At 71.7% G+C, this 13,269-nt stretch carries 16 protein-coding genes; 1 reads left to right on the forward strand and 15 read right to left on the reverse strand.

Annotated features, from left to right (window positions below):
* Window positions 1-100: 100 nt before the first annotated feature.
* From ACIPYW_RS14460 to rplS, 9 genes are all read right to left on the reverse strand, one after another.
* Window positions 101-1,087: a tyrosine recombinase XerC gene (locus ACIPYW_RS14460; RefSeq protein WP_400414673.1), complete on the reverse strand. Its 987-nt coding sequence runs from the start codon at window positions 1,085-1,087 to the stop codon at window positions 101-103.
* Window positions 1,088-1,103: 16 nt separating this feature from the next.
* Entirely contained in the window at window positions 1,104-2,393 is a 1,290-nt protein-coding gene (dprA, locus tag ACIPYW_RS14465) for a DNA-processing protein DprA (RefSeq protein WP_400414675.1), read from the reverse strand.
* Entirely contained in the window at window positions 2,390-3,919 is a 1,530-nt protein-coding gene (locus tag ACIPYW_RS14470) for a YifB family Mg chelatase-like AAA ATPase (RefSeq protein WP_400414677.1), read from the reverse strand. The genes dprA and ACIPYW_RS14470 overlap by 4 nt, the downstream gene beginning before the upstream one ends.
* Window positions 3,916-4,278: a YraN family protein gene (locus ACIPYW_RS14475; RefSeq protein WP_400414679.1), complete on the reverse strand. Its 363-nt coding sequence runs from the start codon at window positions 4,276-4,278 to the stop codon at window positions 3,916-3,918. The genes ACIPYW_RS14470 and ACIPYW_RS14475 overlap by 4 nt, the downstream gene beginning before the upstream one ends.
* A 149-nt stretch (window positions 4,279-4,427) precedes the next feature.
* Window positions 4,428-4,781 (reverse strand): Lsr2 family protein, encoded by a 354-nt coding sequence (locus ACIPYW_RS14480; RefSeq protein ID WP_290131465.1) that lies wholly within the window; start codon window positions 4,779-4,781, stop codon window positions 4,428-4,430.
* A 91-nt stretch (window positions 4,782-4,872) separates the two neighbouring features.
* A complete protein-coding gene (locus ACIPYW_RS14485; protein WP_058726671.1) occupies window positions 4,873-5,196 on the reverse strand; it encodes a DUF2469 family protein in 324 nt (107 codons plus the stop codon).
* Window positions 5,197-5,240: 44 nt separating this feature from the next.
* Window positions 5,241-5,945 (reverse strand): ribonuclease HII, encoded by a 705-nt coding sequence (locus ACIPYW_RS14490; protein WP_290131464.1) that lies wholly within the window; start codon window positions 5,943-5,945, stop codon window positions 5,241-5,243.
* A complete protein-coding gene (gene lepB, locus ACIPYW_RS14495) occupies window positions 5,942-6,685 on the reverse strand; it encodes a signal peptidase I (protein ID WP_400414681.1) in 744 nt (247 codons plus the stop codon). Before lepB ends, ACIPYW_RS14490 begins: the two co-directional genes overlap by 4 nt.
* A gap of 154 nt (window positions 6,686-6,839) precedes the next feature.
* Window positions 6,840-7,196, reverse strand: coding sequence for a 50S ribosomal protein L19 (gene rplS / locus ACIPYW_RS14500; protein WP_058726668.1), 357 nt, complete (start codon window positions 7,194-7,196; stop codon window positions 6,840-6,842).
* Window positions 7,197-7,374: 178 nt separating this feature from the next.
* On the opposite strand from rplS, the gene map reads away from it, so the two are divergent.
* A complete protein-coding gene (map, locus tag ACIPYW_RS14505) occupies window positions 7,375-8,157 on the forward strand; it encodes a type I methionyl aminopeptidase (RefSeq protein WP_400414684.1) in 783 nt (260 codons plus the stop codon).
* A gap of 60 nt (window positions 8,158-8,217) precedes the next feature.
* On the opposite strand, the gene trmD is transcribed toward map, so the two are convergent.
* The 6 genes from trmD to ACIPYW_RS14535 all read right to left on the reverse strand — a co-directional run bounded on the left by trmD (window position 8,218) and on the right by ACIPYW_RS14535 (window position 13,233).
* Window positions 8,218-8,913, reverse strand: a complete 696-nt coding sequence (gene trmD / locus ACIPYW_RS14510) for a tRNA (guanosine(37)-N1)-methyltransferase TrmD (protein WP_400414686.1) — start codon at window positions 8,911-8,913, stop codon at window positions 8,218-8,220.
* Window positions 8,914-8,917: 4 nt separating this feature from the next.
* Window positions 8,918-9,475, reverse strand: a complete 558-nt coding sequence (gene rimM / locus ACIPYW_RS14515) for a ribosome maturation factor RimM (RefSeq protein WP_400414688.1) — start codon at window positions 9,473-9,475, stop codon at window positions 8,918-8,920.
* A 19-nt stretch (window positions 9,476-9,494) separates the two neighbouring features.
* Entirely contained in the window at window positions 9,495-9,731 is a 237-nt protein-coding gene (locus tag ACIPYW_RS14520; RefSeq protein ID WP_022902329.1) for an RNA-binding protein, read from the reverse strand.
* A gap of 4 nt (window positions 9,732-9,735) precedes the next feature.
* Window positions 9,736-10,158 carry a 30S ribosomal protein S16 gene (gene rpsP / locus ACIPYW_RS14525; RefSeq protein ID WP_290131459.1) on the reverse strand — a complete coding sequence of 141 codons (423 nt, stop codon included), beginning with the start codon at window positions 10,156-10,158 and terminating at the stop codon, window positions 9,736-9,738.
* A 143-nt stretch (window positions 10,159-10,301) separates the two neighbouring features.
* Window positions 10,302-12,407 (reverse strand): FAD-dependent oxidoreductase, encoded by a 2,106-nt coding sequence (locus ACIPYW_RS14530; protein ID WP_400414691.1) that lies wholly within the window; start codon window positions 12,405-12,407, stop codon window positions 10,302-10,304.
* Between the two features lie 4 nt (window positions 12,408-12,411).
* Complete coding sequence (locus ACIPYW_RS14535; protein WP_400414693.1) at window positions 12,412-13,233, reverse strand: SDR family oxidoreductase; 822 nt, start codon at window positions 13,231-13,233, stop codon at window positions 12,412-12,414.
* Window positions 13,234-13,269 lie beyond the last annotated feature (36 nt).

The raw sequence follows: 13,269 nt of genomic DNA on the forward strand, positions 1-13,269 counted from the left end.
GGTGCTCGGTGCTCGGTGCTCGGTGCTCGGGCGCCCGGTGTGCGGGTGCCCGGTGTGCGGGTGCCCGGTGCGCGGGAGCCCGGTGTGCGGGCGCTCGGCGTCAGGCGCGGGGGTGCGCCGTCCGGTAGACCTCGCGGAGTCGGGCCGAGGACACGTGGGTGTAGATCTGCGTCGTCCCGAGGCTCGCGTGCCCGAGCAGTTCCTGCACCGCTCGGAGGTCCGCTCCCCCGTCCAGGAGGTGCGTCGCCGCGGTGTGCCGGAAGGTGTGCGGGCCGCTCGGCCCTTCCCCGGGCAGGTCCTGCAGCAGCCGGGCGACGACACGGTAGGCGCTCCGCGTGCCCAGCCTGCCGCCCCGGTCACCGAGGAAGAGTGCTCGCTCGGTACCATCGCTCGCGCTCGCGCTCGTCGACCGTGCCGTGCCGCTCGCTCCACCCGTCGCCGTGCGCCGCGCAGCGAGGACGGGGCGTCCCCGGTCGAGCCACGCCTCGAGTGCATCCCGCGCCGGCACCCCGAACGGCACCACCCGCTCCTTGCCGCCCTTCCCGAGCACGCGGACGGTCAGCCGGCTCCTGTCCACGTCGACGACGTCGATGCCGACGAGCTCACTGACCCGGATCGCCGCTGCGTAGAGCAACTCGACGACGGCCAGGTCGCGCAGTGCACCGGGGTCGTCGGTCCCCGCACGGGCCGCGAGCCCGTCGAGCAACGCCCGCACCTGGTCGGTCGAGACCACGCGGGGCAGGTGGGACGCTCCCTTGGGCGCTCGGAGTCGGACACCGGGGTCGGACGCGAGGAGCCCGGTCTCGCTCGCCCACCGGGTGAAGGCCCGGACGGACGACGACCGCCGGGCGATCGTTGCCCGCGCCAGCGAGCGCTGGTCCGCCTCCCACAGCCAGTCGCGGAGCAGTTCGAGCGAGACACCCCCGACGTCCGCCACACCCCGTGCCGCAGCGAAGCCGACGAACTGCTCGAGGTCGTTCGCGTACGCCCGGAGGGACTGCTCGCTGAGTCCGCGCGCGTGTCGGGCGTGGCCGAGGAAGCCGTCGACCACTCGCTCGAGGTCCCGCGCGTCGCTCGTGCCGTCCACCACCCCAGGCTACGACTCACCGCTGCGTCACCCTCGACCACCCGCCGACGCCGTGCTGCACCAGCCCCTGGACCTGCGCGAGTGCCAGGGCATCGGTCGCGTCGGCGATCGACAACCCGCTGCGCCGTGCGACCTCGTCGACGGACAGGGAACGACGACCCAGGGCGTCGAGCGCCCGCAGGACGTCCGGGTCGTCGTGCACGAGCAACGGTGTGTCCGTCGACTGCAGGACCACTCCGCCGCGTTGCTCGATCGCCACGGCGGCCGCCTCGTCCGGGTGCACCATCAGCTGCGCCCGCCCCTGCGCCACGAGCCGGTGACACCCGACGGACGCGGCCGAGGAGAACACCCCGGGCACCGCGAACACCGTCCGACCGAGCTGCGCGGCGTGGTGGGCGGTGTTCAGCGCTCCCGAGCGTGCCCCAGCCTCGACCACCACGGTCACGTCGGCCAGCGCGGCGATGAGCCGGTTGCGGGCGAGGAAGCGCCAGCGCGAGGGACGGGTCCCCGGCGGCGACTCGGCGATCACGGCCCCGCGCTGCGACACGTTGCGGAGCAGCTCGACGTTGCCGGTCGGGTACAGCTGGTCGACCCCGCCGGCGAGCACCGCGACCGTGGTGGCCCCCGCGGCGATCGCCACCCGGTGCGCGGTGGCGTCGATGCCGTACGCTCCCCCGCTGACGACGACGCACCCGGCATCGACGGCCCGTGAGCTGATGTCCGCCGCAGCCTCGGAGCCCGCGATCGTGTTCGCCCGCGATCCGACGACCGCGACGGCGGGCGGCTCGAACACCGAGGGCGACGCACCGCGGGCCGAACGGGTCCAGAGCACGAGCGGGGCATGGTGTCCGAGGTCGTCCACCCGCTCCGGCCACCCGGGACCACCCGGGACGAGCAGCCGCGCCCCCACCGCATCCGCCGCGGCCAGGACCGCACCGACGTCGGCGGTCGCGAGTCGTGGCCGCCACCGGTCGACGGCCTTCGTCAGCGCTCGGGCGTAGGCCGAAGGGTCGTCGGTGCCCCCGACACCGCGCTCGACACAGAGCCCGAGGAGGCCGTCGATGCCGTCGTCCAACGCGGCGAGGACCGACTCGAACGCCGGTGCCGCGCCGAGGGCGTCCACGAGTCCCCCGGCGATCGCATCACCGGGTTCGGCGACGACGGACCACGCGACCCGCGTGGTGACCTCGACCGCATCGAAGGAGCCGCGATCGCCGAGACCGCCGACCCCGTCGCCCTCACCTCCGCTGCGGCCCGTCGCCCGCGCCACCGCGTCGAGGAGCTCCGGCCGACCGTGCCGGTTCACAGCGCGCTCCGCAGTGCCAGGGCTCCCGCCACGTGGTCCGCGGTCGGCCGGTCTGCCTCGGCGAGGTCCGCGAGCGTCCACGCCAGGCGCATGACACGGTCCCAGCCGCGCATCGTGATCGCGCCGCGGTCGAGCGCCTGGTCGATGACCGTGGTCGACCCGGGATCGCCACGACCGTCGCGTCGGAGCCACGTGCCCGCGACGTCGGCGTTGCGGGTCCACCCGGTGCCGGCCAGGCGCGCGGCGGCTCGTGCGCGGGCAGCGGCGACGAGTGCCCGGGCCTCCGCGGTCGTCGGCGCCCGATCGGCGGCGCCACGCACCGCCGCCGACGTGACCCGCGGGACCTGGACCCGGATGTCGATGCGGTCGAGCAGCGGCCCGGACAACCGTGCGAGGTACCGCCGGACGGTGCTCGGCGAGCACTCGCACGGTGCGCTGTGCGCGATGCCCGCGTGCCCGCACGGGCACGGGTTCGCCGCCAGGACGACCTGGCACCGCGCGGGGAACTCGACGGCGCCGGCCGAGCGGTGGACGCTGATCCGCCCGGACTCGAGCGGCTGCCGCAGCGCGTCGAGCACGGCTCGCGGGAACTCGGGGGCTTCGTCGAGGAAGAGCACGCCGTGCGTCGCTCGGGAGACGGCGCCCGGCCGGATGACGCCGGACCCGCCACCGATGAGCGCGACGGCCGAGGCGGAGTGGTGCGGCGCCTCCCACGGTGGCCGTCGCGTCCAGGACCGCACCCCGTGACCGGCGACCGACCGTACGGCGGCGACCTCGAGCGCCGCAGCGTCGTCGAGGTCCGGCAGGATCCCCGGGAGCCGCTCGGCCAGCATGGTCTTGCCGGCACCGGGCGGCCCGAGCATGAGGACGTGGTGTCCACCGGCGGCGGCCGCCAGGACCGCTCGGACGCCGACCTCGTTGCCGACGACCTCGCCGAGTTCCGGCACCGGTCGGGCCGCGGACTCGGGGCCGGGTGCAGTGGACACCACCGGATCGACGTCGACCGGCGGCAGGACGGCGCCGGCGTCGATCGCCGCGGCGCGGAGCGAGTCGACGCCCGTGACGGTCAGGCCGCTGACGATCTCGGCCTCGTCGACGTTGCCGGTCGGGACCACCGCGCGACGGATGCCGGCGTTCCGCGCGGCGAGGAGCATCGGGATGATCCCGACCACGGGGCGCAGCCGACCGTCGAGCCCGAGCTCGCCGAGGTGGACCGTCGCCGGTGACACGTGCGGAGCCGTGCCGGCGCCGGCGAGCACGGCCATGGCGATCGCGAGGTCGAACCCCGACCCGCGCTTCGGCACCGCCGCGGGTGTGAGGTTCACGGTGATGCGTCTGGCCGGCAGCGGACACCCCGCGTTCGCCGCGGCCGAGCGCACGCGCTCGCGGGCCTCACCGAGGGCGGTGTCGGGCAGCCCGATGATCCGGAACGCCGGCAGCTGGCTGGTGAGGTGCGCCTCCACCTCCACCAGCCGCCCGCTGACCCCGAGCAGGGCCACCGCCGCTGCCCGTCCGATGCCGGTCACAGGACGCCCGCCACGTGCTCGACGGCGCTCCGAGGACCGTCGACGTGCACCGCGACCGCGTCGATCCGGATCGAGCGTGCGCGCACGCCGGGGTGCTCGGAGAACCACGCGGGCACGAGACGGCGCAACCGCGCGACCTTCGCGTCGGTGATCGCCTCGAACGGGTGCCCGGTCGATCCGCCTGCGCGCGTCTTCACCTCGATGAAGACGAGCGCGTCACCGTCCCACGCGATCAGGTCGATCTCGCCCCGAGCACACCGCCAGTTGCGTTCGACCAGCTCGTAACCGCGTTCCGTCAACCATTCCGCCGCGATGGATTCGCCGTGCGCGCCGAGTGGTGTCGTCGTTCCGTTCGCCATGTTCCGCCTCCGACGCCAGGTTGCGGCATCGTCGGCACTGCCCAGGTCGGAAGAGCAGAGATCGTGGACAGAGAGGGAGAACGAAAATACTGTGCAGGAATGACGAACGGGCCCGGACGATCACTCGCCCGAGCCCGTTCGACGCACGGTCAGTGCGCGGCCGCGTAGGCCTCTTGCACCTGGGTCGAGATACGCCCACGGGACGAGACCTCGTACCCGTTGTCCTTCGCCCATTCACGGATCTTCGCGAGCTCTTCCGAGTTGCCACGCTTGGGGGTCGGCTTCGACGCGCCCCCACCACTGCTGGAGCGACGGCCACTCACCTTGCGTGCGGCCGCCACGTAGTCCGAGATCGCCTCGCGGAACTTGTCGACGTTGTCGTTGGAGAGGTCGATCTCGTACGTCGACCCGTCGAACGCGAACTCGACCGTACGGCCTTCTCCAGCGGTGATCGGCGAATCGTCGAGGTCGTCGACGAGCTGGACGGTGACCTTCTGTGCCATTGCGACTCCTTGATCGGGGAAAGTCTTCGCGATCAAGGTATCGGACGGAAATGCATTCCGCCGCTTCCGTGACGGTGATTCCCAGAAAGATTCACTCGTCGAGTGCGAGTTCCTTCGGCAATTCCAGTTCGCGCGCCGTCAGTTCTTCGACGTTCACGTCCTTGAAGGTGAGCACCCGAACAGATTTCACGAACCGATCGGAACGGTAGACGTCCCACACCCAGACGTCCTTCATCGACAACTCGAAGTAGAAGTCGTGTTCGGTGTCCCGGCGGACGAGTTCGACCTCGTTCGCCAGGTAGAAACGTCGCTCGGTCTCGACCACGTACCGGAACTGCGACACGACGTCGCGGTACTCGCGGTACAGGGCCAGTTCGACCTCGCGGTCGTAGTCGTCGAATTCGTCGTCATCCATCGCGCCCCACAGTCTACGGCGATGCCGTACGCACGTCCCACACCTCAGCCGACGGCGTCGAGCTCCGCGAACCCGTCGAGCGTGACCGTGGACGCCTGGTGCAGCCACGACTTCCGGTGCAGTGCGTGCGCCCCGACGCTCCGGATGCCGTCGTAGTGCGCCGTCGACCCGTACCCCTTGTTCGACGCCCAGGCGTAGTGCGGCGCGTCGTCGTGCGCGGCCACCATCAACGCGTCGCGGGCGACCTTCGCGACGACCGACGCGGCAGCGACGGACGCGCAGTCCCGGTCCGCCTTGACCCGGACGACGACGTCGATCGGGTCGACCCCGGCGACCGACGCCGCCGGCACCGCGCGCGAGAGCCAGTCGAACGACCCGTCGAGCACGACCACCGCGCCGTCGAGCGACACCCCGCCCGCCACGAGCCGCGCGAGCGCCGCTGCACCCGCCTGCCCGAGCGCCGGCACGATGCCCTGCCGGTCGACGACCTCGGCGGACGCCATGCCCACCGCCGTGGGCGCCCAGCGCTCGACGACGGGCACGAGGGCGTCCCGTCGGGCGGCGCTGAGGAGCTTCGAGTCCGCGAGCCCCTGCGGCACGCGGCCGATGTCGATCGTCACCGCCGCGACACCGACGGCGACGGGACCCGCGATCGCGCCGCGGCCGACCTCGTCCATGCCGATCACCGTGACCCGCCCGTCACCGAGCAGGCGCTTCTCGACGCGCAGGGAGGGCCGGACCGCGGTCACTCGTCCCGCTCCTGGACACCGGCGAAGACGTCGGGGTAGTCGTCGAGCCACGTCCAGCGGCTGGTGGGCCACGAGATCACGAACGCTCGTCCGGTGACGTCGGACAGCGGCACGAAGCCCTTGGACGGGGTGTCGCCGTTGTACCGCGAGTCCTTCGAGTCGTTGCGGTTGTCACCCATCACCCAGATGGTGCCCTTCGGCACCGTCACGGAGAAGTTCGTCGCCGACGCCGGCGCACCCGCCGGGATCTTGAGGTACGGCTCCTTGATCGGCACACCGTTGACGGACATCTGCCCGAGGTCGTTGCAGCAGGACACCGTGTCACCCGGCAGGCCGATGACCCGCTTGATGAGGTGGTCGTCGCTGTCGCCGGTGCCCAGACCGATCTGCGTGAGGACCCAGTCGGCCGCCTTGCCGACGGGTGTCGTCGGGGTCACGTTCGGCACGTCCGAGCCGGTGAGCCAGCCACCCGGGTCCTTGAACACCACCACGTCGCCGCGCTTGAGCGAGACCACGTCGGGCACCAGTTCGTTGACGATGACCCGGTCGTTGATCTGCAGCGTGTTCTCCATCGACGCCGACGGGATGTAGAACGAGCGGATCAGGAACGTCTTGACGAGGAACGACACGAGCAACGCCGCGATGAAGATGATGACGAGGTCGCGGATGAAGGTGAGGACGCCGTTGCGCTTCTTCCCCGAGCGTGGCCGCAGCGTCGGTTCCTTCGTCGTGTCGGTCATTTCCACTCTCGTTCGTGCACGGCTCCCCCGCGGACGGCGACCCCGTGCCACGGGATGTGTCCGGGAACGGGAAGAGCCCCCATCCACGCACAACCGTACATGGACGAGGGCTCGTCAGCGGCGTCCGGCTCGCGGCCGCCCACTGCGAAGGCGATCAGGCGTCGCGCTTCTCCTTGATCTTGCGGCGGGCCGCCTTGCCGCGGAGCTCGCGCAGGTAGTAGAGCTTCGCACGACGGACGTCACCGCGGGTGACGACCTCGATGTGGTCGATGATCGGCGAGTGCACCGGGAACCAGCGCTCGACGCCGACCTGGAAGCTCACCTTGCGGACCTTGAAGGTCTCGCCGAGGCCGTGGCCCTGGCGCGCGATGACGACACCCTGGAAGACCTGGATACGCGAGCGGGTGCCCTCGATGATGTTGACGTGCACCTTGATGGTGTCGCCGGGGCGGAAGTCGGGGACGTCGGTGCGCAGCGACGCTGCGTCGACGGAGTCGAGGAGCTGGCTCATGATGGGTCTACTCTCTGCGGACGCACACGGGTCGCCGCGGATCGGTTTCGGAAAGTGTGTGGTTCGTGCCCGGTGTCGGCGACTCCCCCGTGGCAGAGTCCAGCCAGGGCACAGCGATCAATCTTGCCACACGACGTCCAGGACACAAAACGAACGCGGCTCCCGGCAGGATGGTCGCATGATCGAACTCCGCACGCCCGCCGAACTCGACGGCCTCCGCGTCGCCGGCCGCTTCGTCGCCGACGTCCTCGACGAACTGCTCGAGACGGTCGACGTCGGGGTGAACCTGCTCGACCTCGACCGGGTGGCCGCTCGCATGATCGCGGACCGCGGCGCCGAGAGCTGCTACGTCGACTACCACCCGTCGTTCGGCAAGAGCCCCTTCGGCAGGAACCTGTGCACCTCGGTCAACGACGCCGCCCTGCACGGGCTGCCGTACGACCGCGTGCTCGTCGACGGCGACCTGGTCAGCCTCGACTTCGCCGCGAGCGTCGACGGCTGGGTCGCGGACTCGGCCGTGACGGTGCAGGTCGGCACACCGCGCGACGACGACCAGCGGCTCGTGGACACGGTCGAACGGGCGTTGGCCGCGGGCATCGCGCAGTTCCGTGTCGGGAACAAGCTCGGCGACGTCTCGTACGCCATCGGCCACGTCGCGCACGAGGCCGGCTACGCCGTCAACACGCAGTTCGGTGGCCACGGTGTCGGCCGGACGATGCACGGCGAACCGCACGTCCCGAACGACGGTCGACCCGGTCGCGGGCTGAAGCTCCGCCCGGGCCTGGTGGTCGCGATCGAACCGTGGCTCATGCAGGGCACGGACGAGCTGTACCAGGACGACGACGGCTGGACCCTGAAGAGCGCCGACGGCTCGCGCGCCGCGCACGTCGAGCACACGGTCGCCGTCACCGAGGCCGGCCCCGAGGTCCTCACCCTGCGGCGCGCCCAGCGCGCCCACTAGACGGCCTGGAGGCACGGTGCGGGCCCGCACCGTGCCTCCAGGCCGGGACGGCGGAGCCGGCTACTCCGATCCCGGCAGCAGGTCCGGCCGCACGCGTCGCGTGCGCTCGACCTGCTGCTCGTGCCGCCACGCGGCGACGCGGGCGTGGTGCCCGCTGAGCAGGACGTCGGGCACGTCGAGACCGCGCCACGACGAGGGCTTCGTGTACGAGGGGTACTCGAGCAGGCCGTCCTCGTGGGACTCCTCGACGAGCGACTCCGGGTTGCCGACGACGCCCGGCACGAGCCGTCCGACGGCTTCGATCATCGCCATCGCCGCGACCTCGCCGCCGTTCAGCACGTAGTCGCCCAGCGACAGCTCGACGACGTCGGCCCGCTCGGACGCCCAAGCGAACACGCGCGCGTCGATGCCCTCGTACCGCCCGCAGGCGAACACGAGGTGGTCCGAGGTCGACGCGAGCGACCGAGCGATCAACTGGGTGAACCGGGTGCCCGCAGGTGTGGGGACCACGAGCGTCGACGAGCCGTCGGACCGCAGGACCGACTCGAGCGCCAGCGCCCACGGTTCGGGCTTCATCACCATGCCGGCACCGCCGCCGTACGGGGTGTCGTCGACGGTGCGGTGCCGGTCGGTGGTCCAGTCACGCAGGTCGTGCACGTGGAGGTCGAGCAGACCGTCGACGCGCGCCTTGCCGAGCAGCGAGACGTCGAGCACCGAGAAGAACTCAGGGAAGATCGTGACGATGTCGATGCGCACGGCGCTACCCCTGGTCGGACGGCGAGACCGTCTCGGGACGGGAGGTGTCCTCGGGGTCCTCGAACAGCCCGGTCGGCGGGGTCACCGTGACGGTCCCGGCGGCGATGTCGACCGCGGGCACGATCGCCGAGACGAAGGGCACGAGCACCTCGCCGCGGTCCGGGGTGTCGATGGCGAGGAGGTCCTGCGCCGGGAGGTGGTCGACCCGTGCGACGGCGCCGACCTCGACGCCGTCGCGGAGCACGCGGAGTCCGACCAGCTGGTGATCGTACCAGGCGTCGTCCTCGCCGGTCTCGGCGTCGGTGTCCTGCTCGACCCAGAGGATGGCCCGCGCGAGCGTCTCAGCGGCGGTGCGGTCCTCGATGCCCTCGAAGAAGGCGACCGGGTGGCCGTTGTACCAGCGGAGTTCGTCCAGCGTAATGGTCTTGCCCGACCACGGGGAGTCCTCCGGGACCTGGAGCGTGAACGTCGCTCCGGACGTGAACCGACGATCCGGGTCGTCGGTGTAGAGCTCGAGCTTGATGCCGCCCTTGAGCCCGTGCGCCTTCGTGATGCGACCCACCCGGAGCTGGGTCGTCTCCCTAGGAATCGGTGTCGACCACGTCGACCCGCACCCGCTTGCCGTCGGCGAGAGCCGAGACGAGGGTGCGGAGCGCCTTTGCGGTCCGTCCGGCGCGACCGATCACGCGGCCGAGGTCCTCGGGGTGCACACGCACCTCGAGGACCTCGCCCCGCGCGGAGGTGGAACTGGCGACGCGCACGTCGTCCGGGTGATCGACGATCCCCTTGACGAGGTGCGTCAGCGCGGATTCGAGCAAGGAATTACGCCTCGGTCGTCTCGGCTGCGTCGTCGGCCGGAGTCTCCTCAGCGGCGGCCGGGGCCTCCGCCTTCTTCTCCGACTTCGGCTTGAGGACGGCCTTCTTCGAGGAGTCGGCGACGAATGCCTGCTTCGGCTCCGCGACCTTCACCTTGGAGGCGGTGTCCTTCTCGCCCTTGAACTTCGCCCAGTCGCCGGTGAGCTTGAGCAGCGCGGCGACCTGCTCGGTCGGCTGCGCGCCGACGGAGAGCCAGTACTGCGCACGGTCCGAGTCGATCTCGATGACCGAGGGCTCCTCGGTGGGGTGGTACTTGCCGATCTCCTCGATCGAACGGCCGTCGCGCTTGGTGTGCGAGTCCGCGACGACGATGCGGTAGTACGGCGCACGGATCTTACCGAGACGCTTGAGACGGATCTTGACAGCCACAAATGCTCCTGTTGCGTGTTGTTGTGGTTGAACCGGACCGCGGGCGTGGGGGCACACACGGTGGAAGCTCGATGAGAGTCGTGCACAGCTGGATAGAGGGTCGAGCAGGCACGATTCGACCGTTCATTGTTGCAGATTCCGCGTCAGGGCGCGAGTCGACGCACCGCTTCGAGTGCCTCGCTCGTGGCACGGACGGCGTCGACGCTCCGTGCGTCGCGTGCACCACCGACCACCTCGCACGGGACGCCCGCGGAGCGCAGGCCCTCGACGAGCTCGTCCGCGTCGTCTCGACGCTCCTGTCCGGCGCACACCACCACGGTGTCCGCCGGGACCGGTCGCTCCTCGCCGTCCTCGTCCCGGATCCACAGGGCACCTGGCTCGATCCGCAGGTACTCCTGCACGCCTCCCACCATGCGGACCCCGGCGTCGCGGAGACGACCGATCGCCACCCATCGGGAGGTGATGCCGATGCCGGCGCCGAACTTGCCGCTGCGGCGCAGCACCGTGACGTCGGGTCCCGGACGCAGCACGCGTGCCGCCGCCGGGAGCCGCTGCGGCACGTCACCGACGATCTCGTCGCTGACGTCGACGTCCCAGCGCTGCCCGAACTCCGTGGCGCGCGCCGCTTCGTCCGGCGACTCGACGAGGAACGCCGCCGTGTCGACACCGATCCCGCCGCCGCCGACGATCGCCACGGTGCCAGCGGGCACGCCCTCCCGGAGCGCCCGCTCGTACGACACCACGTGCGGCAGCGACGCCCCGGGGACGTCGACCTCGCGGGGGACGACCCCCACGGCGACCACGACCGCGTCGCTCCCGGCGAGGTCCTCGGCGGTCGCGGCGCGTCCGAGGTGCACGGTCGCCCCGCGCTCGGCGAGTTCGGCCCTGGCGGCACGGACGGTCGCGGCGTAGTCCTCCTTGCCCGGCACGAGCGACGCCAGCTCGAACTGCCCGCCGAGTCGGTCCGAGGCCTCCCAGACGGTCACGGCGTGTCCCCGGCGGGCGGCGTCGACGGCCGCGGCGAGCCCGGCCGGTCCACCGCCGACGACGTCGACGCGCTTCGGGGCGGTGGTGGGACGGAGCGGGAACGCGACCTCGCGCCCGGCGCGGGGGTTCACGAGGCAGGACACCGGCGCGCCGACGATCGACCGGTCGAGGCACGCCTGGTTGCAGCCGATGCAGGTGTTCACGAGGTCGTACGCGCCGGCGAGCGAGCGCTGCACGAGTGCGGGGTCGGCGAGGAACGGGCGCGCGAGGGCGACGGCGTCGACCAGGCCGTCGGCGAGCACGGCCTCCCCGTCGCGGAGGTCCGTCATCCGGTTCGACGCGATCACCCGCACCTCCGGGTACCCGGCGTCACGGACCACGCCGGCGATCCGGTTGGCGTACGACAGCCAGGCGCCGTGCGGCACCGCTGCCTGGACGGTCGGGGTGCGGGACTCGTGCCACCCGATGCCGACGGAGATCCCGTCGAGCCCGAGGGGCAGCAGCTCGTGCACGAGCGCGTCGACCTCGTCGTCGCTCGTCGACCCGGGCATGAGGTCCGCACCGGACAGCCGGATCGTCACCGCGAGGTCGGGCACCGCGGCACGGACGGCGCGCACGACCGCCACGGCGAAGCGCCGACGGCGTCCCGGCGAGCCACCCCACTCGTCGTCGCGCAGGTTCGTCAGCGGCGACTGGAACTGGTTGATGAGGTAACCCTCGGACGCCATGATCTCGACGCCGTCGAAGCCGATGTCCCGCGCCGACCGGGCGGCTGCCGCGAAGTCCTCGATCGTGCGCTCGACCTCGGCGCCGGTCAGCTCCTCCGGAACCACGCCGCGCGCGGCCGCCCACGGCAAGGCCGACGGAGCCACGGCGCGCTGGGGCCGGCCGTGCCGGTCGACCATGCCGCCCACGAGCGCGTAGCGACCGGCGTGGAAGAGCTGGGCGAGCACGGCGCCACCGGCGTCGTGCACCGCGTCGACAGCGACGCGGAAGCGCTCGTCGGCGCCGTCCACGCCGAACACCGCGAAGTCGGGGCCACCCCGGGCCTCGTCGCTCACGGCGATGCCACCAGTCACGATGAGCGCCGCTCCGCCCTCTGCACGCTCGCGGTAGAACGCCGCCATGCCGGCCCCGCCGTCGTCGTGCACCTCGAGCCCGGTGTGCATCGACCCCATCACCACCCGGTTCCGGAGGGTCAGCGGGCCGAGGCTCCACGGCGAGGAGACGACGGCGAGGTCGGGCATGGCGACGGTGCTCATGCCCCTACTCTGCCGCAGGCAGGACGGCGTCACGCAGGGGCGACGTCGTGTCGGCCCAGAACGGCGGGGCGATCACGGTCAGCCCCCCGTCGACCGACAGCGTCTGCCCCGTGATGTACGACGCCTTGTCGGACAGCAGGAAGTCGACCGCGTCCGCCATGTCGTCGGCCGTGCCCGGCCGCTGGAGCGGGAGCTTCTCGATGACCGACGACATCGGCGCCATCCCCGGCACGGAACCGTAGAAGTAGTCGAGCGAGTCGGTGTCGATGAGGCCGCCGTTGACCGCGTTCACCGTGATCTGTCGCGGTCCGAACTCGACCGCCATGTACTTCGTGTACGCCTCGGTCATCGCCTTCGCGGCACCGAGGGCCGCGTAGGTCGGGAACGCCCGGAGCGACCCGTACGAGGTCACCACGACGATCCGGCCACCGCGGTCCATGAGCTCGGCGGCCCGCTGCGCACCGAGCACGAACGAGCGGGCGTTGGTCGCGTAGCTGCGGTCGAGGTGGTGCAGCTTGAGGCCCACGACGGGCTTGAACGCGCTCGCGGCGGCGTTCGCGACGAACATGTCGAGCCGGCCGTAGGTGTCGCGGACCAGGTCGAACAACGCGTCGATCGACTCCGGCTGCTCGATGTCGACCTGCGCGGTGATGCCGTCGCCACCGGCCGCGCGCACGTCGGCGAGCGACTCCTCGGCCAGGTCGGCGTTGCCCTTGTACGTCACCACGACGGTGACGCCGCGCTGGCCGAGCTTCTGTGCGAGGAGGCGGCCGATGCCGCGGGAGGCTCCCGTGATGAGCGCGATGGGTGCGGTGGTTGCAGCCAATGTGTTCCTTGCGTTCTCAGGGCCTGGAGGCGCGGT

The sequence above is a fragment of the Curtobacterium sp. NPDC089689 genome (assembly GCF_044749145.1).
Lineage (GTDB): Bacteria > Actinomycetota > Actinomycetes > Actinomycetales > Microbacteriaceae > Curtobacterium.

Excerpts from the sequence above, each read along its gene's own strand:
- ACIPYW_RS14480 (WP_290131465.1), bottom strand. The coding sequence starts at position 4,781 with ATGGCACAGAAGGTCACCGTCCAGCTCGTCGACGACCTCGACGATTCG.
- ACIPYW_RS14530 (WP_400414691.1), bottom strand. The coding sequence starts at position 12,407 with ATGAGCACCGTCGCCATGCCCGACCTCGCCGTCGTCTCCTCGCCGTGG.
- ACIPYW_RS14475 (WP_400414679.1), bottom strand. The coding sequence starts at position 4,278 with ATGGCGAACGGAACGACGACACCACTCGGCGCGCACGGCGAATCCATC.
- map (WP_400414684.1), top strand. The coding sequence starts at position 7,375 with ATGATCGAACTCCGCACGCCCGCCGAACTCGACGGCCTCCGCGTCGCC.
- lepB (WP_400414681.1), bottom strand. The coding sequence starts at position 6,685 with ATGACCGACACGACGAAGGAACCGACGCTGCGGCCACGCTCGGGGAAG.
- ACIPYW_RS14485 (WP_058726671.1), bottom strand. The coding sequence starts at position 5,196 with ATGGATGACGACGAATTCGACGACTACGACCGCGAGGTCGAACTGGCC.
- rplS (WP_058726668.1), bottom strand. The coding sequence starts at position 7,196 with ATGAGCCAGCTCCTCGACTCCGTCGACGCAGCGTCGCTGCGCACCGAC.